Source organism: uncultured Piscinibacter sp. (genome assembly GCF_937952055.1).
In the GTDB taxonomy this organism is placed as follows: domain Bacteria; phylum Pseudomonadota; class Gammaproteobacteria; order Burkholderiales; family Burkholderiaceae_C; genus Piscinibacter.
Window position 1 is genome coordinate 72,203 of record NZ_CALFYO010000010.1, and the last position, 22,401, is coordinate 94,603.

Annotated in this window: 23 protein-coding genes; 16 read left to right on the plus strand and 7 right to left on the minus strand. The window is 69.0% G+C overall.

The features are described from left to right. Positions 1-134 precede the first annotated feature (134 nt). Genes Q0599_RS03160 through Q0599_RS03180 form a run of 5 tightly spaced genes read left to right on the plus strand, consistent with a single transcriptional unit; the run spans position 135 to position 3,984 of the window. On the plus strand, positions 135-815 hold the full coding sequence (locus Q0599_RS03160) for a cytochrome b/b6 domain-containing protein (RefSeq protein ID WP_298825541.1): 681 nt from the start codon (positions 135-137) through the stop codon (positions 813-815). Positions 816-825: 10 nt separating this feature from the next. Next, a complete protein-coding gene (locus Q0599_RS03165) occupies positions 826-1,344 on the plus strand; it encodes a GNAT family N-acetyltransferase (protein WP_298825544.1) in 519 nt (172 codons plus the stop codon). Positions 1,345-1,368: 24 nt separating this feature from the next. Then, positions 1,369-2,175 carry an HpcH/HpaI aldolase/citrate lyase family protein gene (locus Q0599_RS03170; protein WP_298825548.1) on the plus strand — a complete coding sequence of 269 codons (807 nt, stop codon included), beginning with the start codon at positions 1,369-1,371 and terminating at the stop codon, positions 2,173-2,175. Between the two features lie 49 nt (positions 2,176-2,224). Further along, the gene (locus tag Q0599_RS03175) at positions 2,225-3,091 is read left to right on the plus strand and encodes an aldose 1-epimerase (RefSeq protein ID WP_298825550.1); all 867 of its coding nucleotides are present in this window, start codon (positions 2,225-2,227) and stop codon (positions 3,089-3,091) included. Beyond that, a complete protein-coding gene (locus tag Q0599_RS03180) occupies positions 3,088-3,984 on the plus strand; it encodes an SMP-30/gluconolactonase/LRE family protein (RefSeq protein ID WP_298825553.1) in 897 nt (298 codons plus the stop codon). Before Q0599_RS03175 ends, Q0599_RS03180 begins: the two co-directional genes overlap by 4 nt. Positions 3,985-3,993: 9 nt before the next feature. Here Q0599_RS03180 and Q0599_RS03185 read toward each other — a convergent pair whose 3' ends face one another. Together Q0599_RS03185 and Q0599_RS03190 are read right to left on the minus strand one after the other, a co-directional pair. Further along, entirely contained in the window at positions 3,994-4,581 is a 588-nt protein-coding gene (locus tag Q0599_RS03185) for a thioredoxin family protein (RefSeq protein ID WP_298825957.1), read from the minus strand. 60 nt (positions 4,582-4,641) lie between these two features. After that, entirely contained in the window at positions 4,642-6,753 is a 2,112-nt protein-coding gene (locus Q0599_RS03190; protein WP_298825555.1) for a protein-disulfide reductase DsbD, read from the minus strand. 223 nt (positions 6,754-6,976) lie between these two features. Here Q0599_RS03190 and Q0599_RS03195 point away from each other — a divergent pair, with 223 nt between their 5' ends. From Q0599_RS03195 to Q0599_RS03235, 9 genes are read left to right on the plus strand one after another with little or no spacing between them, the layout of a single operon-like run. Then, positions 6,977-7,447 (plus strand): ATP synthase subunit I, encoded by a 471-nt coding sequence (locus tag Q0599_RS03195; RefSeq protein WP_298825557.1) that lies wholly within the window; start codon positions 6,977-6,979, stop codon positions 7,445-7,447. Positions 7,448-7,475: 28 nt separating this feature from the next. Further along, on the plus strand, positions 7,476-8,333 hold the full coding sequence (gene atpB, locus Q0599_RS03200; protein WP_298825559.1) for a F0F1 ATP synthase subunit A: 858 nt from the start codon (positions 7,476-7,478) through the stop codon (positions 8,331-8,333). A gap of 55 nt (positions 8,334-8,388) precedes the next feature. Further along, a complete protein-coding gene (gene atpE, locus Q0599_RS03205) occupies positions 8,389-8,652 on the plus strand; it encodes a F0F1 ATP synthase subunit C (protein ID WP_047501588.1) in 264 nt (87 codons plus the stop codon). A gap of 47 nt (positions 8,653-8,699) precedes the next feature. Continuing rightward, positions 8,700-9,170, plus strand: a complete 471-nt coding sequence (locus tag Q0599_RS03210; protein WP_298825577.1) for a F0F1 ATP synthase subunit B — start codon at positions 8,700-8,702, stop codon at positions 9,168-9,170. Between the two features lie 2 nt (positions 9,171-9,172). After that, positions 9,173-9,706, plus strand: a complete 534-nt coding sequence (locus Q0599_RS03215; RefSeq protein WP_298825579.1) for a F0F1 ATP synthase subunit delta — start codon at positions 9,173-9,175, stop codon at positions 9,704-9,706. Positions 9,707-9,753: 47 nt separating this feature from the next. Next, on the plus strand, positions 9,754-11,307 hold the full coding sequence (gene atpA / locus Q0599_RS03220) for a F0F1 ATP synthase subunit alpha (protein ID WP_298825581.1): 1,554 nt from the start codon (positions 9,754-9,756) through the stop codon (positions 11,305-11,307). 20 nt (positions 11,308-11,327) lie between these two features. After that, the gene (gene atpG, locus Q0599_RS03225) at positions 11,328-12,206 is read left to right on the plus strand and encodes a F0F1 ATP synthase subunit gamma (RefSeq protein ID WP_298825584.1); all 879 of its coding nucleotides are present in this window, start codon (positions 11,328-11,330) and stop codon (positions 12,204-12,206) included. Between the two features lie 34 nt (positions 12,207-12,240). After that, positions 12,241-13,653: a F0F1 ATP synthase subunit beta gene (atpD, locus tag Q0599_RS03230; RefSeq protein ID WP_298825588.1), complete on the plus strand. Its 1,413-nt coding sequence runs from the start codon at positions 12,241-12,243 to the stop codon at positions 13,651-13,653. A gap of 9 nt (positions 13,654-13,662) precedes the next feature. Next, positions 13,663-14,082, plus strand: coding sequence for a F0F1 ATP synthase subunit epsilon (locus Q0599_RS03235; protein WP_298825590.1), 420 nt, complete (start codon positions 13,663-13,665; stop codon positions 14,080-14,082). Between the two features lie 63 nt (positions 14,083-14,145). On the opposite strand, the gene Q0599_RS03240 is transcribed toward Q0599_RS03235, so the two are convergent. Further along, the gene (locus Q0599_RS03240) at positions 14,146-15,138 is read right to left on the minus strand and encodes an AEC family transporter (RefSeq protein ID WP_298825593.1); all 993 of its coding nucleotides are present in this window, start codon (positions 15,136-15,138) and stop codon (positions 14,146-14,148) included. A 163-nt stretch (positions 15,139-15,301) separates the two neighbouring features. On the opposite strand from Q0599_RS03240, the gene Q0599_RS03245 reads away from it, so the two are divergent. Further along, a complete protein-coding gene (locus tag Q0599_RS03245; RefSeq protein WP_298825596.1) occupies positions 15,302-17,356 on the plus strand; it encodes an ATP-dependent helicase in 2,055 nt (684 codons plus the stop codon). Next, entirely contained in the window at positions 17,353-18,009 is a 657-nt protein-coding gene (locus Q0599_RS03250; protein ID WP_298825599.1) for a lysoplasmalogenase, read from the plus strand. Before Q0599_RS03245 ends, Q0599_RS03250 begins: the two co-directional genes overlap by 4 nt. 18 nt (positions 18,010-18,027) lie before the next feature. On the opposite strand, the gene Q0599_RS03255 is transcribed toward Q0599_RS03250, so the two are convergent. The 4 genes from Q0599_RS03255 to Q0599_RS03270 all read right to left on the minus strand — a co-directional run bounded on the left by Q0599_RS03255 (position 18,028) and on the right by Q0599_RS03270 (position 22,398). Beyond that, positions 18,028-18,405: a hypothetical protein gene (locus Q0599_RS03255; RefSeq protein WP_298825602.1), complete on the minus strand. Its 378-nt coding sequence runs from the start codon at positions 18,403-18,405 to the stop codon at positions 18,028-18,030. Between the two features lie 91 nt (positions 18,406-18,496). Beyond that, a complete protein-coding gene (locus tag Q0599_RS03260) occupies positions 18,497-19,318 on the minus strand; it encodes a LytTR family DNA-binding domain-containing protein (RefSeq protein ID WP_298825604.1) in 822 nt (273 codons plus the stop codon). Further along, on the minus strand, positions 19,315-20,688 hold the full coding sequence (locus Q0599_RS03265) for a sensor histidine kinase (protein WP_298825606.1): 1,374 nt from the start codon (positions 20,686-20,688) through the stop codon (positions 19,315-19,317). Before Q0599_RS03265 ends, Q0599_RS03260 begins: the two co-directional genes overlap by 4 nt. A 222-nt stretch (positions 20,689-20,910) precedes the next feature. Then, complete coding sequence (locus tag Q0599_RS03270) at positions 20,911-22,398, minus strand: VWA domain-containing protein (protein WP_298825609.1); 1,488 nt, start codon at positions 22,396-22,398, stop codon at positions 20,911-20,913. Between the last annotated feature and the right edge of the window lie 3 nt (positions 22,399-22,401).

The window sequence follows — 22,401 nt, forward strand, 5'->3', positions numbered from 1 at the left end:
GCAGGCGGGCACCGAAGCGTGTACGTGGACTGCGGCGAGATCATTCCCGAGAATCACCGATTGCGCTCACCCTGTTGCGCCATGGCCGACTGCGGTTATCGTCGGCCCTGCAACGTGGCGACGATGACGATGGCATGATTCCCGAGACAGTCCGCGTGCGGGTGTGGGACCTGCCCACCCGACTGTTCCACTGGCTGCTGGCGCTGTGCGTGATCGGCTCGGTGACGAGCGCGAAACTCGGCGGCAACGCGATGGTGTGGCACTTCCGCTTCGGCTACGTGGTTTTCACGCTGCTCGCCTTTCGCCTGCTCTGGGGCCTGGTCGGCGGACGCTGGTCGCGCTTTGCGAGCTTTCTCTATGCGCCGGCGGCACTGCTGCGCTACCTGAAGGGCGCCAGCCGTGCCGACGAGCACCACGAGGTGGGCCACAGCCCGCTGGGCGCGCTGTCGGTGCTCGCGCTGCTGCTCGTCCTGGTGGCGCAGGTCGGCACCGGGCTCTTCGCGGACGACGAGATCGCCAACACCGGCCCCTTGATCCGCTTCGTCTCCGGTGCCGTCAGCAGCACGCTGACCTCCTGGCACAAGACCTGGGGGCAGTGGCTGATCCTCACGCTGGTGGCCCTGCACGTCGTCGCGATCGGTGTCTACCGCGCGCGGCTCGGTCGGGATCTGGTCGCGCCGATGATCTTCGGTGACAAGTCGCTGCCGGCCGGCGTGCCGGCCTCTGCCGACACGCACGTCACGCGAAGTCTTGCCCTCGTCCTGGCCGCGCTGTGCGGTGCGGCGGTGGCCTGGCTGGTCAGCCTGGGCGATTGAGGCGATGCCGATGAGCGCCGGCCTCGCCCCCGACATCCGCCTGGTCGTGCCCGACACGGCCGAGGCGATCGACGCGACGCGCGGCATCTTCCGCGAGTACGCCGACGGCCTCGGCGTCGACCTGTGCTTTCAGAACTTCGAGGCCGAACTGGCCGCCCTGCCCGGTGAGTACGCCGCCCCGGCCGGCCAGCTGCTGCTGGCGCTGGTCGATGGCGAGGTGGCGGGCTGCGGCGGCTTCCGCGCGCTGCACGACGTCGACCATGCCAATGCGTGCGAGATGAAGCGCCTTTATGTCCGTCCTGCGTTCCGCCGCTTCGGCCTCGGCCGGCGGCTCGCCGAGGCGCTGATGGACGAGGCGCGGCGCGTCGGCTACTCGGTGATGCTGCTGGATACGCTGGACGACATGGAGGCGGCGCGCGAACTCTACGCCGCGCTCGGCTTCGTCGAGACGGCGCCTTATTACTTCAATCCCATTCCCGGCGCACACTACCTGCTTGCCGATCTCTCGGACAGCATGAGCCGCTACTGATACCGAATCACCAAGGAGTCCGCCATGAATCCGTTCAGGCACCTGCTCAAGGCTGCCGGGTCCCACCCACCGGTGGGCACTTGGATCATGTCCGCCAGCCCGTTGCTCGCCGAGGCCACCGGCCACGCCGGCTTCGACTGGGGCGTGATCGACATGGAGCATTCGCCGCTGGACGTGATGGAGGTGGTGCAGCTGCTGCAGGCACTGTCGGCCACCAAGCTGGTGCCGATCGTGCGCGTGCCCTGGAACGATGCGGTGACGGTCAAGCGCGTGCTCGACGCCGGCGCGACCACGGTGATGTTCCCCTTCGTGCAGAACCCCGTCGAGGCGGAACGCGCCGTGGCGGCGACGCGCTACCCGCCGCAGGGCGTGCGTGGCATGGCCGGCATGAGCCGCGCCAACCGTTTCGGCACGGTGCCGAACTACTTCGCCACGGCCAACAAGCAGATCGGCGTGATCGTTCAGCTCGAGACGGTGCAGGCGGTGCGGCAACTCGAGGACATCGCCGCGGTCGACGGCGTGGACGGCCTGTTCATCGGGCCGGCGGACCTGTCGGCCTCGATGGGCCATGTCGGCGGCCTGACCCACCCGGCGGTGATGGACCTGATGGCCCAGGCGGTGCTGCGCTGCAAGGCGGTCGGCAAGCCGGTGGGCACGATCGGCGGCGACCCCGAGGCGGTGGCGCAGTACCGTGCAGCGGGATTCGATTACGTGGCGGTCGGCTCCGACCTCGGCCTGTTCATGCAGGGCGCGCGCTCGGCGATCGCCGCGCTGCGCACGCCGGGCAGCGAACACGTGCACTCGGTGTCCTCGGGGACCAAGGGTTACTGAGCGGAGCCGGCCGTCCGGTTTCACGCCGGTACCGGCGTAGCATCGGTGCATGACCGCACACGCCTCCACCGCCCACAGCTTCGAACTCCATGCCGGCGCGTTGCGCCTGGCGTTGCGCGCCGACCTCGGTGGTTGCATCACCGGCTTCTGGCATCGTGACACGCCCGTGCTGCGCAGCAGCGAGCCGGTGGACCTGGCCACGTCGCGCCTGTCGGCCAGCTACCCGCTGGTGCCCTACTCGAACCGCGTCGGCTACTGCCGGTTCCGCTGGAAGGGACACGACCACGCCACGCGGCCGAATTTCGGCGACAGCGTGCACTCGGTGCACGGCGTGGGCTGGCAGCGCCCCTGGGAGCTGGTGTCGTCGAGCGCGGTCGAGGTGGTGCTGCGCTATCGCCACCGGGCCGACGCCGACTGGCCCTTCGCCTTCGAAGCCACCCAGTACTTCACGCTCACGCCGCAGGCGATGCATGTCGAGATGATCGTCACCAACCTCGCCGACGTCGCGCAGCCGGTCGGCCTGGGCTGGCACCCCTACTTCCCGAAGCGCGCGCGCAGCCGACTGCACATCGAGCTGTCCGACCGCTGGGACAACGACGCCGCGCAGTTGCCGGTGCGCAAGGTCGCGCAGCCGGGCATCGACAGCGACGTGTCTCACCTCGATTTCGACAACTGCTTCGATGGCTGGCGCGGCGCCGCGCGCATCCGCGACGAGCGCTTCTCGCTGCAGCTGAGTTCATCGCTCGATCGCCTCGTCGTCTACACGCCGCAGCACAAGGACTACTTCTGCGTCGAGCCGGTCAGCCACGTGAGCAATGCCATCCACATGGCCGATCCGCTCGCACACGGCCTGCGCAGCGTGGCGCCGGGAGAGAGCACCAGCGCCTGGATGCAGATCGACGTGGCGGTGGTATGAGCGGCGAGCTGCGCGTCGCCGTCGCGGCAGCGTCGCTGCTGGGCGAGTCGCCGTTCTGGCATCCGCGCGAGCAGGCGCTGTACTACTGCGACATCCCCGGGCGCCGCCTGCAGCGCTTCGAACCCGCGAGCGGTTCGCTCGTGCACTGGGACTTCGACACCGAGCCGGGCAGCTGCGCGCCGCGGGTCGATGGCCGGCTGCTGCTGGCGATGCGCGACGGCCTGTGGTGCTTCGACCCCGCCAGCGGTGCGCGCACGCTGCTCGCCGAGCCTCCCTACGAGCCGGCGCAGCAGCGCTTCAACGACGGCAAGTGCGACCCGCAGGGCCGTTTCTGGGTCGGCACGATCTACGAGCCGCGCGACGCGGCGAAGGCGACGCTGCACTGCTGGACGGGCGGCAAGCTGGCGCAGCGCGCCGGCGGCGTCACCGTGGCCAACGGCCTGGCCTGGAGCCCGGACGGCCGCACGATGTACTGGACCGACACCAAGGCGCACACCATCTACGCCTTCGACTTCGAGCCAGCCAGCGGGGCGCTGAGCCGCCAGCGTGTGTTCGCGAGCTTCCCGCCCAGGCAGAACGGCCAGACGCTGGAGAGTTACGGCGGCCGGCCCGATGGCGCCGCCGTCGATGCCGAGGGCTGCTACTGGGTGGCCATGTTCGAGGGCCAGCGCCTGCTGCGCCTGGCCCCCACCGGCGAGGTGCTGCGCGAGGTGCGCCTGCCGGTGCGCTGCCCCACCATGCCCTGCTTCGGCGGGGCCGACCAGAAGACGGTGTACGTCACCACCGCGCGCGAGAAGCGACCGGCGGACGAACTGGCCGAGCAGCCGTTCGCCGGCTGCGTGCTCGCGTTGGACGTCGACGTGCCGGGGCTGCCGGTCAACTTCGCGACCTGAGCGCCGGGCTCAGTCGCCGTACTTCACCGAGCAACCATAGGCCTGGGTGACCGGCTGGCTCACCGGCTTGCCAGCCAGCACCTCGGCCAGTGCCGCGTTGACGTGGTTGGTGGCCGTCTTGATGTCGGCCGGATTGGCCGTCGGCTTGCTGTCGATCGCGCCGACATAGACCAGCGTGCCCCTGGGATCGATCACGTACATGTGCGGCGTGGTGCGCGCGCCGTAGGCGCGGCCGACCTTGCCGTCGGCATCCATCAGCGTGGCCGTGGGCGAGGCGCCCTTGTCCCTCATCCAGCCGGCCAGCGCCGCCGGCGCCAGGTAGTCGCTCGCACCGGTGTGCGTGGAGTTGATCGCCAGCCACACCGCGCCCTTGGCGATGGCGCTCTTCTGCGTCGCAGGCATGTTGGCGCTGTCGTAGTGCTTTCTGACGTACGGGCAGCCGGGGTTGACCCATTCGAGCACCACCGTCTTGCCCTTGAAGTCGGCCAGCGAGACGGATTTGCCGGCGGTGTCGACGGCACTGAAGGCCGGGGCGGGCTGGCCCACCACGGCGGCGGCGAACACGGAAGCCGACGTGCACAGCGCGGCCGCGAGCATGGCGAGACGGGCGATCGGGTTCATCGAGGGCTCCTTTCGTACGGACAAGGTCGGTGGGGTTCAGAGTCGTGCCAGAGCGTCGCGTACCTCGCGCACGCTGAGGATCTCGCTGAGGAGCTGCGGCGGCCCGCCGTCGATGCCGTAGAGCGCGTAGACCGGCACGCCGCTGCGGCCGAAACCCGCCAGCGCGGCGGTGATGGCGGCGTCGCGGCGCGTCCAGTCGGCGCGCATCAGCACCACGCCGCGCGCGGCGAAGTCGGCCATCACGCCGGCATCCGCCAGCGTACTGCGCTTGTTGTACTGGCAGGTCACGCACCAGGCGGCGGTGAAGTCGACGAACACCGGCTTGCCGGCCGCGCGCAATTCGGCGACGCGCTGCTCGCTCCACGGCTCCCAGGCCGTGCCGGCCTCGCCGCTGCGCGGCGGCGTCGCCGTCGAGGCGGAGGCCTGGAACGTGGGCAGCATCCAGGACAGCGCAAGCGCCAGGCCGAGCAGCCCGACGGCGCCGAACACCGCGCGTGCCATGCCGCCGAAGCCCGGCGTGCCCATTGCCCAGGCGATGAACGCCAGCGCCAGCAAGGTGGCGAGCAGCGCAGCGGCACCGTCGATGCCGGTCTGCTGCCCGATCACCCAGACCAGCCAGATCACGGTGGCGAACATCGGGAATGCCATCAGCACCTTGAAGCGTGCCATCCAGTTGCCGGGTCGGGGCAGCAGCCGAGCCAGGCCGGGCCACAGGCTGGCGGCCAGGTAGGGCAGTGCCATGCCCAGACCGAGCGCGGCGAACACCGTCAGGGCCTGCGCGGCCGGCAGCGTCATGGCGAGGCCCAGCGACGCACCCATGAACGGTGCCGTGCAGGGCGAAGCCACCGCCACGGCGAGCACGCCGGTGAGCAGGGAGTCGACCAGCGGATGTCTGGCGCGCAGCGACGCCAGGCCGCTGGGCAGTACCGAGCCGAACTGGAACACGCCGGCCAGGTTCAGGCCGATCAGCGTGAACAGCGCGGCCAGCACGGCGATCACCGCCGGCGACTGCAACTGGAAGCCCCATCCGAGCTGTTCGCCGCCGGCACGCAGCACGAGCAGCAGCGCGGCCAGCGCGACGAAGGACAGCACCACGCCTGCCGTGTAGGCCATGCCGCCGAGGGCCAGCGCGCGACGGTCATCGGCATGTCCGGCGAATCCCAGCACCTTCAGCGACAGCACCGGGAACACGCAAGGCATCAGGTTGAGGATGGCGCCGCCGACCAGCGCGAAGAGCAGCGCCGCGGCCAGGCCGAGCGTCGGTGCCGGGGCAGCTGGCGGCTCGGCAGCCGACACGGGCCGAGGCGTCGCGCCGACGGCAGGCCAGGTGCCCGCAATGTCGAAACCGATGCGGCCGCCAACCGTCGTGCCGGCGGGAACCAGCACGGCATCCATACGCGCCGGACCGTCGATGCGCTGGTCCGACAGCGGCACGCGCACGGTCCAGCGCTGGCCGTCCCAGGTCGCCGGGCGCGGGGCGGCGTTGTCGAGCACGCCGGGCGCTTCCGGGAAGAAGTCGATCGCCTTCCCGATCCAGCCGGCAGGCAGGCCGGTGATGTCGAGTGTCAGCCCGTCGGGCCCGACCTTCGCCGTCGCCTTCGCGTCGTTCAGCGGCCCGGGCCGTGCCGCGAACGCCGCCTCGAAGGCCGCGGCCTGTGCCGACCAGGCGGCGCGCGCCGGGATGTCGAGTGCGAACTCGCCCGATTCCGGAATGCACACGTCCTTGCACACCAGCCAGTCGGCACGAAGCTTCACCGGCAGGTTGTCTGCCGCGAAGTCCGTCGGCACCTGCACGCGCACCGGCAGCACCAGGCGGCCCTCATAGCCGTAGTTGACCAATGGCCCGATCGGCAGGCGGCTCGGAGTCGGCCACTCGATGTCGCCAGCCTTGAAGCCCTCGGGCAAGGTCCACTGCAGCGTGGTCGGCAAGCCTGAATCGCCCGGGTTCTTCCAATAGGTGTGCCAGTGCGGCGCATGGTCGATGGCCAGGCCCAGCCACACGGTCTGGCCGGGTGCGATGCCCTGGGGGGCGTGGGCGACCAGTTCGGCCCGCACCTGCTCGGTGCTGACCACCGCGCGCGGCAACGCCCATGACGGCAGCGTCAGCGCGAGAGGCAGGAACGCGAGCAGAGTGCGCAGCAGACGCATGGTGGTATGGGCAAGACGCAAAGGCTTCGCATTGTCGGGCCGGACCGCCCGAAAAGCGTGTTGTAAGGCAAACGCCCGAACATCGCGTCGCATCATGTCGGCAGTACCGCGCTCACCCTTGCGCGGCGGCAGCAAGACCCAGCGGAACCGGGGGTCGGTCGAAATGACCGGGTTACCACGTATAATTCCAAGGCTTTGCTGCAAGCGGACGTAACCGAGCACCATGACCGACACGATCGACCACGGTGCGCGACACGCCAACGCTGCAGATGAGGCATCGGATCCGCCGTTCAAGACACTGTCTCGCGAAGAAGCACAGGCCTTGAGGGCTTCCATCCCCCAGGTCTCGCCCTGGCGGGTCGTTGCGGCTCAGGCCGTAGCGGGGTTGGTGTGCTGGGCCGTCACATGGTTCCTCACCCAGCGCAGCGGGGCAGCCTGGTCGGCGCTGTATGGCGCGGCCGCTGTGGTGGTGCCGGGTGCCTTGCTGGCGCGCGGAATGACGCGAGGGGCGGGCTCCCCGGTGGCTGCGGCCGCGGGGTTCCTGTTCTGGGAGATGCTGAAGATCGGGGTGGCCATTGCCATGCTCGTGATCGCCGCAAGGGTGGTGCCGGATCTGAGTTGGCCCGCCCTGCTGATCACGATGGTGGTGTGCATCAAGGTGAACTGGGTGGCGCTGCTGTGGCGCGCCCGCTGAGTCAACGAAAACGTTCGAGCAGACAAACATGGCAGCAGAAGGCACAGCGCACGCGCCCACCGCCGGTGAGTACATCGTCCACCACCTGCATCATCTGCAGACCGGCAAGCAGTCGGCGGTGGTCGATTTCTCGATCATCAACCTCGATTCGCTGTTCTTCTCCGTCACGCTCGGCGTGCTCGGCTGCTGGCTGCTCTGGCTGGCTGCACGCAAGGCGACCTCGGGCGTGCCCGGCCGCTTCCAGGCTGCCGTCGAGGTCCTGGTCGAGATGGTGGATGCCCAGGCCAAGGGCATCGTGCACAACGCCACCAGCCGCAAGCTCGTGGCGCCGCTCGCGCTGACGGTGTTCGTCTGGATCTTCCTGATGAACGCGATGGACCTGCTGCCGGTCGACCTGATCCCGGCGATCTGGCACTCCGTCGGTCCGGCGCTGGGCATGAAGGACTACATGCGCGTCGTGCCGACCGCCGACCTGTCGATCACCATGGGCCTGTCGCTGGGCGTGCTGATCACCTGCCTGGTCTACAACGTCAAGATCAAGGGCGCGGGCGGCTGGATCCACGAGCTGTTCGCCGCGCCGTTCGGCGACAAGTGGTTCCTCTACCCGGTCAACTTCCTGATGCAGATCATCGAGTTCGTCGCCAAGACCGTGTCGCACGGCATGCGGCTGTTCGGCAACATGTACGCCGGCGAACTGATCTTCATGCTGATCGCGCTGATGGGTGGCGCATGGGCCCTGTCGGGTACCGGTATCGCGCTGTTCCTCGGCCACCTCATCGCGGGCACGGTGTGGGCCATCTTCCACATCCTGATCATCACCTTGCAGGCCTTCGTGTTCATGATGCTCACGCTGGTCTACGTTGGTCAGGCCCACGACGCGCACTGACGCTTCATTTCTTTCCTTCCCCCCTTTTCCTTTCTCAATCCATCAAGGAGCCACCATGGAAGTCATTAGCTTTGTTGCCCTCGCCGCCGGCCTGATCATCGGTCTGGGCGCCATCGGCGCGTGTATCGGCATCGGCATCATGGGCAGCAAGTACCTCGAGTCGGCAGCCCGCCAGCCCGAGCTGATGAACGAACTGCAGACGAAGATGTTCCTGCTGGCCGGCCTGATCGACGCGGCGTTCATCATCGGCACCGGTATCGCGCTGTGGTTCGCCACCGCCAACCCGTTCCTGGCCCAGATCGCCAACCTGCCGAAGTAAGTCGCCGCCCGCGCGCGACATCCCACTGACGTTCCAGAGGCAACAACGTGAGCATCAACGCTACGCTGATTGCGCAGTTGATCGTCTTCCTGATCCTGGTGTGGTTCACGATGAAGTTCGTGTGGCCGCCGATCACGAAGGCGCTCGACGAGCGTGCGCAGAAGATCGCCGACGGCCTGTCGGCCGCCGACAAGGCGAAGGCCGACCTCGCCAGCGCCAACAAGCGTGTCGAGGAGCAGCTCGCCGCCGCCCGCACCGACGCCGCCCAGCGCCTGGCCGATGCCGAACGCCTGGCGCAGCAGATGATCGAGGAGGCCAAGGGCCGTGCGTCCGAAGAGGGCGCCAAGATCATCGCTGCCGCCAAGGCCGAGGCCGAGCAGGAAGCCGTGAAGGCCCGCGAAGCGCTGCGCGACCAGGTCGCCGCGCTGGCGGTCAAGGGCGCCGAGCAGATCCTGCGCAAGGAGGTCAACGCCTCGGTGCACGCCGACCTGCTCAACCGCCTGAAGACGGAGCTCTGAGCATGGCCGAGCTGGCAACCATCGCAAGACCGTACGCCGAAGCGCTGTTCAAGGCGGTGTCCGCGCAAGATGCGGTCGCCGTGGCCGAGCAGGTGGGCGCGCTTGCCCAGGTGGCCGGGCACGAGCAGGTGCGGCAGTTCGCCGACAACCCCAAGGTCGGCGCGCAGCAGGTCTTCGACCTGCTCGCGACGGTGGCCAAGCTCCCGCTCGGCGACGCGGCAAAGAACCTGCTGCGCACGGTGATCGACAACGGCCGCCTGGCGGCGCTTCCCGAGATCGCCGCGCAGTACCACGCGCTGGTCAACGCGCGCTCCGGCGTTTCCGACGCCACGGTCCACAGCGCCTTCCCGATCGACGCGGCGCAGCTCCCGCAGGTGGTGGCCTCGCTGGAGAAGCGCTTCGGCCGCAAGCTCAACGTGAGCGTGGTGGTCGATGCGTCGCTGATCGGTGGCATCCGCGTGGTCGTCGGCGACGAGGTGCTCGACACCTCGGTCAAGGCCAGGCTCGAACAAATGAAAGTGGCGTTGAGCGCCTGAGCACCGCTTCGCGGTGCGCGCGTGAGCCCTACGTCCCGGAGAAAGACATGAATCTGAATCCCGCAGAGATTTCCGAACTGATCAAGAGCCGCATCGAGGGCCTCGGCGCCTCGGCGGACATCAAGAACCAGGGCACGGTGGTGTCGGTGACCGACGGCATCGTGCGCGTGCACGGCCTGTCGGACGTGATGGCCGGCGAGATGCTCGAGTTCCCCGCCACCAAGGACGGCCAGCCGACCTTCGGCCTGGCGCTGAACCTGGAGCGCGACTCGGTCGGCGCGGTGATCCTGGGCGAGTACGAGCACATCTCCGAGGGCGACACCGTCAAGTGCACGGGCCGCATCCTGGAAGTGCCGGTCGGCCCCGAGCTGATCGGCCGTGTCGTCAACGCGCTCGGCCAGCCTATCGACGGCAAGGGCCCGATCAACGCCAAGATGACCGACGTGATCGAGAAGGTCGCTCCGGGCGTGATCGCACGCCAGTCGGTGAGCCAGCCGGTGCAGACCGGCCTGAAGTCGATCGACTCGATGGTGCCGGTCGGCCGCGGCCAGCGCGAGCTGATCATCGGCGACCGCCAGACCGGCAAGACCGCGGTGGCGATCGACGCGATCATCAACCAGAAGGGTCAGAACATGACCTGCGTCTACGTCGCCATCGGCCAGAAGGCGTCGTCGATCAAGAACGTGGTGCGCGCGCTCGAGCAGCACGGTGCGATGGAGTACACCATCGTCGTCGCCGCCTCGGCCTCCGAGTCGGCTGCGATGCAGTACGTGTCGGCCTACTCCGGTTGCACGATGGGAGAGTACTTCCGCGACCGCGGCCAGGACGCGCTGATCATCTACGACGACCTGTCCAAGCAGGCCGTCGCCTACCGCCAGGTCTCGCTGCTGCTGCGCCGCCCGCCGGGCCGCGAAGCCTTCCCCGGCGACGTGTTCTATCTCCACAGCCGTCTGCTCGAGCGCGCCGCGCGTGTCAACGCCGACTACGTCGAGAAGTTCACCAAGGGCGAAGTGAAGGGCAAGACCGGCTCGCTGACGGCGCTGCCCATCATCGAGACGCAGGCCGGCGACGTGTCCGCCTTCGTGCCGACCAACGTGATCTCGATCACCGACGGCCAGATCTTCCTCGAGACCTCGCTGTTCAACGCCGGCATTCGCCCCGCCATCAACGCGGGCATCTCTGTGTCGCGCGTCGGTGGTGCGGCGCAGACCAAGCTGATCAAGAACCTCTCCGGCGGCATCCGTACCGACCTCGCGCAGTACCGCGAGCTGGCCGCGTTCGCGCAGTTCGCCTCCGACCTCGACGCCGCCACCCGCAAGCAGCTCGACCGCGGCGCCCGCGTCACCGAACTGCTCAAGCAGCCGCAGTACTCGCCGCTGCCCATCAGCCTGATGGCCGCGTCGCTGTTCGCGGTGAACAAGGGCTACATGGACGACATCGACGTGAAGAAGGTGCTCTCCTTCGAACACGGCATGCACCAGCATCTGAAGTCCAGCCACGCCGGCCTGCTCGCCAAGCTCGAGAGCGACAAGGCCATGGACAAGGACGCCGAGGCCGAACTGAACAACGCGATCGCGGCGTTCAAGAAGTCCTTCGCCTGACCTGCACAAGGAGCTAGACCATGGCGGTCGGCAAGGAAATTCGCGGCAAGATCAAGTCGGTGGAGAACACCAAGAAGATCACCAAGGCCATGGAGATGGTCGCCGCCTCCAAGATGCGCAAGGCGCAGGAGCGCATGCGCGCGGCGCGTCCGTACAGCGACAAGATCCGCAACATCACGGCCAACCTGTCGCAGGCGAATCCCGAGTACCAGTCGCCCTACATGCGTTCGGGCGGCAACGCGAAGAAGGTGGGCTTCATCGTCGTCACGACCGACAAGGGTCTGTGCGGCGGCCTGAACACCAACATCCTCCGTGCCGTCACGACGAAGATGCGCGAGCTGCAGGGTGAGGGTGTCGGCGTCGAGGCGGTGGCGATCGGCAACAAGGGCTACGGCTTCCTCAACCGCATCGGTGCGAAGATCGTCTCGCACGCCATCCAGCTCGGCGACGCGCCGCAGCTCGAGAAGCTGATCGGTCCGGTCAAGGTGATGCTCGACGCGTTCGTGGCCGGGCAGGTCGACGCGGTCTACCTGTGCTTCACGCAGTTCATCAACACGATGAAGCAGGAGCCGCAGGTGCAGCAACTGCTGCCGCTGTCGGCGGCGCACCTGCAGCAGACCGCCGCCGAGAAGGCGCAGTACGGCTGGGACTACATCTACGAGCCGGATGCGCCCTCGGTCATCGACGAACTGCTGACGCGCTATATCGAGGCGCTGGTCTACCAGGCGGTGGCCGACAACATGGCCTCGGAGCAGTCGGCGCGCATGGTCGCGATGAAGGCTGCGACCGACAACGCTGGCAACCTGATCGCCGAGCTCAAGCTGATCTACAACAAGACCCGCCAGGCTGCGATCACCAAGGAACTCTCCGAGATCGTCAGCGGCGCGGCCGCGGTCTGATCACGCACACGAATACCGATTGAAGGAAAGACAAATGGCCAACACTCAAGCCCAGGGCAAGATCGTCCAGTGCATCGGCGCGGTCGTGGACGTGGAGTTCCCGCGCGACCAGATGCCCCGCGTATACGACGCGCTGAAACTCGAAGGCTCGGCGCTGACGCTGGAAGTGCAGCAGCAGCTCGGCGACGGCGTGGTGCGCACCATCGCGCTGGGCTCGTCCGACGGCATCCGCCGCGGCCTGATGGTCAGCAACACCGGCGCCGCGATCACCGTGCCGGTGGGCAAGGCGACGCTCGGTCGCATCATGGACGTGCTGGGCAATCCGATCGACGAGCGCGGCACGGTCGACGCCGAGTTGTCCATGCCGATCCACCGCAAGGCGCCGACCTACGACGAGCTGAGCCCGTCGCAGGAACTGCTCGAGACCGGCATCAAGGTGATCGACCTGATCTGCCCGTTCGCCAAGGGCGGCAAGGTGGGTCTGTTCGGCGGTGCCGGCGTCGGCAAGACCGTCAACATGATGGAGCTCATCAACAACATCGCCAAGGCGCACAGCGGCCTGTCGGTGTTCGCCGGCGTGGGCGAGCGCACCCGCGAGGGCAACGACTTCTATCACGAGATGGCCGAGTCGGGCGTCGTCAAGCTCGACAACCTGGGCGAGTCCAAGGTGTCGATGGTCTACGGCCAGATGAACGAGCCGCCGGGCAACCGCCTGCGCGTCGCGCTGACCGGTCTGACGATCGCCGAGTCGTTCCGCGACGAGGGCCGCGACGTGCTGTTCTTCGTCGACAACATCTACCGCTACACGCTGGCCGGCACGGAAGTGTCCGCGCTGCTGGGCCGCATGCCTTCCGCGGTGGGCTACCAGCCGACGCTGGCCGAGGAAATGGGCCGCCTGCAGGAGCGCATCACCTCGACCAAGGTCGGCTCGATCACCTCGATCCAGGCCGTCTACGTGCCGGCGGACGACCTGACCGACCCCTCGCCCGCGACCACCTTCGCCCACCTCGACGCCACCGTGGTGCTGTCGCGCGACATCGCCTCGCTGGGCATCTATCCCGCGGTGGACCCGCTGGACAGCACCTCGCGCCAGGTCGACCCGAACGTCGTCGGCGAGGAGCACTACAACACCACCCGCGCGGTGCAGGCCACGCTGCAGCGTTACAAGGAACTGCGCGACATCATCGCGATCCTGGGCATGGACGAGCTGTCGCCGGAAGACAAGCTGGCCGTGGCCCGCGCGCGCAAGATCCAGCGTTTCCTGTCGCAGCCCTTCCACGTCGCCGAGGTGTTCACCGGCACGCCGGGCAAGTACGTGCCGCTGAAGGAGACCATCCGCGGCTTCAAGATGATCGTCAACGGCGAGTGCGATTCGCTGCCCGAGCAGGCCTTCTACATGGTCGGCACGATCGACGAGGCCTTCGAGAAGGCCAAGAAGATCCAATAAGGAGCCGCCATGGCCGCCACCATCCACGTCGACGTCGTCTCTGCCGAAGAGAGCATCTTCTCCGGCGAGGCGAAGTTCGTCGCGCTGCCGGGTGAAGCCGGCGAGCTCGGCATCCTGCCGCGTCACACGCCGCTGATCACCCGCATCAAGCCGGGTGCGGTGCGCATCGAGCGTGCCGACAACGGCGAGGAGGAGTTCGTCTTCGTCGCCGGCGGTATCCTCGAGGTGCAGCCGGGCACGGTCACCGTGCTGGCCGACACCGCGATCCGCGGCCACGACCTCGACGAGGCCAAGGCCCTGGAGGCGAAGAAGCTCGCCGAGGAGGCGATGAAGAACGCCAAGAGCGACATCGACTTCGCCGCGGCGCAAAGCGAGTTCGCGGCCATGGCCGCGCAGCTCGCGGCGATCGCCAAGCTGCGCAAGAAGTAAGCACCGCGAGGCTCGACCGAAGCCCGCCCGGCGGCGACGCCCGGCGGGCTTTTCTTTGTCCGCTCAGCCAGGGCGGACGCCGAACACCCAGGCGATGAGAGAGAACGTGGCGAAGGCCAGCGCCGTGCTGACCATGATGATGCGCGTGACGCGGCCGTTGTCCGCGCCGTAGCGTTCGGCGAGGATGGCCACGTTGCTGGCGCTGGGCAGCGCGGCATTGAGCACCAGCACCAGCAACGCAAACTGCGAGATCTCCGCTCCCACCGCATTGGCCACCACACCGCCGCTGAGCACCAGCAGCGGGTGGATGAGCAGTTTGACCAGCGCCACCGGCACGTAGTTTGCCGCCGGCGTGCGTGTGTGCGCATGTTGCTGGGCGCGCCACAGCACCGCGCCGATGGTGAACAGGGCCACTGGCGTGGCGGCGTCGCCGAGCATGCGCACGATCTCCTTGGCCGGGCCAGGCTGAGGCACGTTCAGCGCTGCCGCCAGCGCCCCGAGCGCGATCGCCCACGGCAACGGGTTGGAGACGGCGCCACGCAGCGCGCGAAGGAAAGGCGCGAGCAGCCCGTGCTGCGTCGCGGTCTCGCTCGCCGGCCGCAATTGGGCCAGCGCCAGGCACAGCGAGCTGGTCACGACGATGTCGATCAGGATGCAGCCGATCAGCGGCCCGGCCACCTTCTCGCCCATCAGCCCGATGAGCAAGGGGAAGCCCATGAAGCCGGAATTCGGGAATGCGGCCACCAGCGCGCCGAAGGCCGCATCCTTCATCGAAACGCCTGCTCCTTCGGGAGAGCGCCTCAGGGTCAGCGCGATGGTAAACACCACCAGCAGCAGCGCGCTGCCGCCCCAGATCGTGATCAGCACCGGGTCGATGAGCTGCGCGAAGGGCATGCTCGACCCGAAGCGGAACAGCATGCAGGGAAGGGCGAAGAACAGCACGAACCCGTTCAACCCGGGGATGGCGGACTCCGGCAGGTAGCCGCGCTGCACTGCCAGGTAGCCGAGCAGGACGAGTGCGAAGAAGGGGAACGTGACGGCCAGAATCGCCTGCATGGCCGCGAGTATCGCAGCGCGACAGGCGCGCTGTGCTCCGGGTGCGCGAGGCGAAGAACCCTGTCGTGAGCCCGCCTGCCGCGGGAGGCTGCACGTCGCGCCCTCGGGCGACCGCGCGCCGCTATCATGGCGCGCCTTGTCGACGTCGCTTGCGCCGCCTCCCGTGTCCGAACCCGCATCGCTCAACCCGGCCCAGCTCGACGCGGTGCACCACCTCGGCGGCCCCTGCCTGGTGCTGGCCGGCGCCGGGTCGGGCAAGACGCGCGTCATCACGCACAAGATCGCACGGCTGCTGCAGGCGGGCTACGCACCCGGACAGATCGCAGCGATCACCTTCACCAACAAGGCCGCTGCCGAGATGCGCGAGCGTGCGCGGTCGCTGATCGGCGCGCGCGCCGCCAAGCCCCTCGTGGTCAGCACCTTCCACTCGCTGGGCGTGCGCATCCTGCGCGAGGACGGGCAGCGCATCGGCCTGAAGGAACAGTTCAGCATCCTGGACAGCGACGACGTGCTCTCCATCCTCAAGGATGCCGGCGGCAGCGGCGACAACGCGCTGGCGCGCCGCTGGCAATGGGCGATCAGCCTGTGGAAGAACCAGGGCCTGGCCAGCGGTGACGTCGATCCCGTCCACGACGACGAACGTGTCGCGCAGCGCGTCATGCAGCGCTACGAGGAGCGTCTGGCCGCCTTCCAGGCGGTCGACTTCGACGACCTGATCGGCCTGCCGGTGCGGCTGTTGCAGCGTGACGCCGAGGTGCGCGCCAGGTGGCAGGCGCAGTTGCGGTACCTGCTCGTCGACGAATACCAGGACACCAACGCCACGCAGTACGAGATGCTCAAGCTGCTGGCCGGCGAGCGTGCGATGTTCACCGCGGTGGGCGACGACGACCAGAGCATCTACGGCTGGCGCGGTGCGACGATCGACAACCTTCGCCGTCTGCCCGCCGACTTCCCGGCGCTGAAGGTCATTCCGCTGGAGCAGAACTACCGCTCCACCGGCCACATCCTGCGCGCCGCCAACGCGGTCATCGCGAACAACCCCAAGCTGTTCGAGAAGAAGCTGTGGAGCGCCTTCGGCGACGGCGAGCCGGTGCGCGTGGTCGAGTGCGATGGCGAGGAGCACGAGGCGGAGCGTGCGGTCGCCTTCATCCAGAGCCTGCGCGGCCAGGGTGGCCAGGTGGCCTTCAAGGACTTCGCCGTGCTGTACCGCGCCAACCACCAGGCCAAGGTGTTCGAGAAGGCGCTGCGCAGGGCGAGCATCCCCTACAAGGTGTCGGGCGGGCAGAGCTTCTTCGACCGCGCCGAGATCAAGGACCTGTGTGCCTGGCTGCGCTTGCTCGTCAACAACGACGACGACCCGGCTTTCCTGCGCGCGGTGACCACGCCCAAGCGCGGCATCGGCCACCAGACGCTGGCCAGCCTGGGCGAGTTCGCCGCGAAGTGGAAGACCAGCCTCTACGAGGCGCTGTTCGCCGAGAGCCTGTCCACCATGATCAACGCGCGCGCGATCGGTTCGCTGCACGAGTTCGGCCGCTACGTGAACGACCTCGAGTACCGCGCGCGCCACACCGTCGGCGCCGAGGATGCCAAGACGCTGCTGCTCGGCTGGCTGAAGGACATCGATTACGAGAAGCACCTCTACGAGGGCGAGGACAGCGAGAAGCTCGCCGCTGCGCGCTGGTCCAACGTGATGGACTTCGTCGACTGGGTGGCCAGGCGCTGCGGCGGTGAGATCGAGAACGACGGCGGCCTGACGGTCGAGACCGAAAGGAAGAGCGTGCTCGAGGTGGCGCAGACGATCTCGGTGATCATCAGCCTGGCCGAGCGCGGCGACGAGCAGGACGTGGTGACGCTGTCCACGCTGCACGCCGCCAAGGGCCTGGAGTGGCCGCATGTCGTGCTCGCTGGCGTCAACGAGGGCCTGCTGCCCTTCCGCAGCGAGGATGAGGAGATGACGCCGCAGCGCCTCGAGGAGGAGCGCCGGTTGATGTACGTCGGCATCACGCGAGCGCGCACCACGCTGGCGGTGAGCACGCTGCGCCGCCGCAAGCGTGGCCGCGACACCGTCGCCGGCGTGCCCAGCCGCTTCATCGGCGAGATGAGGCTGCACGAGGTGCGGCAGAAGGAAGACCCGCGCGCCAAGCTGAAGGCGCTGCGCGAGGCCGCGGCGGCGCGGGCGGCACTCGCCGGCGCGGCGACGGCGAAGGTGGAGCCGTGAGTCCGCTGCCGTCGGCCATCGTGCTGTCGGCGGCGCTGGCCATCGCGTCCGGCATCGCTGCCCTGCCGGCATGGGTCCTCTTCGTCGCCAAGCCGCTGACGACGGCGCTGCTGTGCGCGTTCGCCTGGGCACGCGGGCAGGACGAGCCTCGCGCACGCCGCTTCGTGCTCATCGGCCTGGGCTTCTCGCTGGCCGGCGATGTCTTCCTGCTCTGGCCGACTCGCGGCTTCCTGCCCGGGCTGGTGGCCTTCCTGCTCGCGCACCTGGCCTACATCGCGGCGTTCTCCACGAAGCTGCGCTTCTTCGCGCGCCGGTTGCCGTTCGCCAGCTATGCGGCGGTGGCCGGAGCGATCCTTGCGGCGCTCTGGCCCGGCGTGCCGCCAGGCCTGCGCGTGCCGGTGGTCCTGTACGTGCTCTGCCTGGCCTCGATGGCTGCGCAGGCGGCGGCCGTCTGGCGCGCGGCGCGCGGCTCCTCCGACGAGGTTCCCGCACGCTGCGGCGCGATCGGCGGCGCGCTGTTCGTCGCTTCCGACGCGCTGCTGGCCATCAACAAGTTCGCGGCGCCCGTCCCGCTCTCGGCGCTGTGGATCCTGACGACCTACTGGCTCGCGCAGTGGTTCATCGCCACGTCGCTGCGACGCGGGCACGGCTGATCGCCGCGCCGCGTTGCATCACGGCCGCGCGAGGTGCCACACGCTGTTGAATCCGTCACCGGTGCGATCGCCGGGCTTCTGATCCCTGACCCAGTAGTACACGGGCTTGCCCTTGAAGGCCCATTGACGGCTTCCGTCATCGCGTACGACGATGCTCCAGTCGCCGGATGCGGAAGCGCCGGCGGCCGCCGCCAGCGGCGGCCAGTTGGTGGCGCAGGGGCCGTTGCACACGCTCTTGCCAGCGCCGGCCGGGTCGCGGTCGAACGTGTACAGCGTCATCTTGTTCGGGCCGACCAGGACGCCGTCGGCCACGCTGGCCGGAGCGGGCGACATCATGGCGCAGGCGCCGAGCGTCAGGGCGAGAGAGGCGGAAAGAGCGAATCGATGCAGCGACATGGAGAACCTTTCGAGGGTGAGGGGTCCTCCGGTGTACGCCGTGCCAATGCGACCTATTCCGCGCGCCGCATGACTTGCCGCCGCTGCGCGTTCACATCCCCTTGAACAGCCCGGTGAAGCTGCGCGAAACCTCCAGCTTCTCCGGGTGACCCTTCACGCTGACGAGCTGGCGGCCGCGCAGGTCGCGGCTGACGCCGGCGATCGCCTTCACGTTGACCAGCGTCGAGCGGTGGATCTGCCAGAACAGCTCGGCATCGAGCTCCTCGACCAGCTCCTTGATCGGCTTGCGGATCAGCGCCTCGATCGTCGCCGTCTGCACGCGCGTGTACTTCTCGTCGGAGATGAAGAACAGCACGTCTTCCACCGGGATCATCTGGATGCTCTGCCCGACGGTGGCCTGGATCCACTTCAGCTTCGGGGGCGAGGCCGGGTTCATGTGCGACGACAGCTTCTGCAGCAGCTGCTGCATGCCGCCGAGCGCCGGGCCCTCGTCGGCGCCGCGCTGGGCCAGCCGCTTGCCGATGCGCTCGGCGGTGCGTTCCAGGCGCTCGCGTTCGGCCGGCTTGAGCACGTAGTCGGCGGCACCCTGCTCGAAAGCCTCGACGGCATATTCGTCGTAGGCGGTGATGAAGACGATCTCGCAGCCGGCCCAGCCGTCGGACGTTTCGTCGCCACTGGGCAGTTGCGCGATCGCGCGCGCCGCCTCCACGCCGGTCATGCCGGGCATGCGGATGTCGAGGAAGACGATGTCCGGATGGTGCTGCTCGACGAGCTGCACGGCCTCGGTGCCATTCTTCGCCTCGGCGACGACCTCCAGATCGGGCCACACCTCGGCGAGCCGAGCGCGCAGCTGCTCGCGCATCAAGCGCTCGTCGTCGGCGATCACCGCCTGCAGCGGCTTGGGGGTGCTCATGCCGGCATCGTAGCGTCGTCGCGCGCCTGCGCCACGTAGGGTACGGTGATCGTCACGCGGGTCCCGCTGGGCTGGTTCTCGGCCACGGTCAACGTGGCCTTGTGGCCGTAGAGCAGCTGCAGCCGCTCGCGGATGTTGTTCAGGCCGATGCCGGTGCCCGCGGTGGCCGCCTTGCCGAAGCCCAGGCCGGTGTCGGCCACGGTCACCGCCAGGCTGCCGTGCACGATCTCGGCCTTCACTGTCAGCGTGCCGCCTTCCGGCTTGGGCTCGAGGCCATGCTTGATCGCGTTCTCGACCAGGCTCTGGATCATCATCGGCGGGAACTCGGCCGATCGCAGGCCGTCCGGCACGTCGATCTGCGTGGCCAGGCGATCTTCCATGCGCACCTTGAGGATCTCCAGGTAGGGGGTGATCACCGCCATCTCGCGGCCGAGGTCGCGCACGCCGTTGGCGGCGGTTTCGCGCATCGTCGGCATGCTGGCGCGCAGCAGCGCGATCAGGTTCTTCTGCATCACCGAGGCGCGCTTCGGATCCGTCTCGATGAGATGGTCGATCGAGGCCAGGGTGTTGAACAGGAAGTGCGGCTCCACCTGCGCCTGCATCGCCGCCATGCGCGCCTCGACCACCTGGCGCTTGAGCGACTCGGACTCGGCGGTCTCGGTGGCCCGCGCGGCCTTCACCTCGGCCTGCAGGCGTCCCTTGTAGGTGATCTTCAGGATCATCGACATCGCGATCCACAGGAACGCCATCTCGGGCAGGGCCTCGCCGAGGCTGGTGTGGCGCACGCGCATGGCCGGGCCGATGCGCACCGTCGTGTCGTTCAGCTCCTTCGCTTCGGCGGCGGCCTCCTCGGCGGCCGCGCGCGCTTCCTCGATCGCTTCGCGGATCTGGTCGCGTGCCTCGCGCACCGCTTCGCGCACCTCCGCGTTGTCGGCGCCGGACGGCACCTTGATCTCGATGCCCTCGCGACCGATGTCGAGCAACGGCGGCGGTGCCGATGCCGCGCCCGACGCCGGGCTCGCGGCCGGCGGAGCGCTGCGGCGGATGCGGATGCCTCCTTCGCCAATTCTGATCTCGACCTCACCCTGGGCTGCGCTCGCCGCCGGATCGGACGGCCTGGCGTGCTCGATCTTCGCGGCCGGCGTCTTGCGCTTCTCGGGCACGGGCTCCCAGGTCTGCCACTTGAGGCTGAATGGCGGGATGTTCTGCAGGATGCCCGTGGCGATCAGCAGCAGCAGGGACAGCAGCAGGAAGCGCTTCCAGCTGATGCTCACCAGCCAGCTGCCGTAGGCGTGGTAGCCGCGCATCACCGCGGCGGTGAACGCCGACCACCGGCCGGTGGTCGCAGGCCGCGGCGGGATCGGCGGCATGGGGGGCGCCGGGGGGGCGGGCGGGACGGGGGGCACGGGTGGGGGCGTCATCGGGCACCTGCTGCAATCGGCCCCGACTGTACGGTCGCGTCCCCAACGGCGCGAGCGCCATGCGACAGCCCGGCGCAGCGCGGTAACAGTCTGCAGACAGCGCCGACAGACCGGAGGCGGTCCCGGCCCGTCACCACGGCGTGGCACGCCGATGGCGCCCGCGCCGCTTCCTCAGGCGCCGCGCCGTGCCGCGGTCGCCGAGGCGCGCGGGTTGAGCGCGTTCGGGAAGTACAGCGCCGTGAGACTAGGCGTGTGCACCGGCACGAAGCCCTCGCGCTGCGGCGTCTCGCCGGCGAAGCGGCGCCAGTCGCGCAGCCAGTGGATGGCGTCGCAGGTCTCGAGCAGGCCGAGCGTTTCGCGGTCGCCGACGAGGATGCCCTGCACGCGCAGGCCGAGCTCCTGGCGCGCATCCTCCAGATGCTGCAGCGTTGCCGGCGTGCAGCCGAACTCGCCGTCACTGACGATGAGCAGGTCGGCGCTGCTCCAGCGTGCCTCGCGCACGCGCTGCACGGCACGCTCGATCGGCGCCTGCACGTCGGTGCCGCCGTCGAAGCTTTGGCCGAGCAGGTCCAGCAGCGCGTCGAGCCCGGCCTGCGGGCGCTCGGCCGGATGCAAGTCACGTTCGACGAGTTCGTCCGGCCCGCCGAAGGCGATCAGCAGGCAACCGCGCCGCTCGCGGTGCGCGCTGCGCAGCGCTTCCAGCACCACCGCCTTGGCGATGTTTTCCGGCGCCCCCTGCATCGAGCCCGAGGTGTCGACGGCGAGGATGATGGGGCCCCGCTCCAGCCGCTCGGGCTGCGGTGCGCTGCGCCGGCTCGCGCGGCCGCGCGGGTCGGGCACGTGGTCGACCAGCACTGCCTCGCTCTGGTAGGTCAGCAGCCGGCTCTCGGCGAGCTTGGCGCGCCACAGCTTGTGCAGTACCGGGTGGCGGATCTGCATCGCCTCGCTGCCGAGCATGCGCTCGAGCCGGTCGGAATGGCGGATGCCCATCAGCTCGCCGGGCGCGTCGGGCAGGCGCGTCTCGCGCTCGACGAGCGGCAGCGGCGCTTCGGTCGCGGCGAGCTGCGCGGTACGAGCCGGCGGCTGCGCCGGATGGTGGTGGGCGCGGCCGAGGCTGCGGATCAGCTCGGCCAGCGGCTGCAGGTGGGCGAGCATCGCGCTGATGCGCTGCGCCTCGCGCCATTCGCGCGATGTGAGCCGGCCGCGCAGTTCGTCCCAGCGCAGGTGGGCGAGGTCGCCCAGGCCCTGCATCAGCGCCAGCGCCTCCTCCCAGCCGCTCTTCTCCAGCGTCCACTCCGCACGGAAGCCCTCGGCGCTGTGCGCGATGGCCTGCTCGCGCGTGAGGCAGGGCTGCAGGTCGACGATGCGGTCGAGGTGCCAGAGCATGGTGCGCAGCACCTGCTCGGCCAGCGCCGGTACGCCGCGCGTCAACGCCGGCAGATCGAGCTCGCCGATCGCCTCGCGCATCGGTGCGAGCGCGGCGGCGTCGCCGAAGTCCAGCCCTGGCTCCGGCAGCCGACCTTCGACGAGTGCGGCCAGCCAGCCGCGCAGGTCGGCCAGCCTCGCGGCGCTGTCGCCGCAGGCGGTGACCAGCCCCGGCAGCCACAGTTCGCGCGGCAGCGCGGCGAGGCGGTCGTAGGGCGGGTCGAGGGCGATCACGCC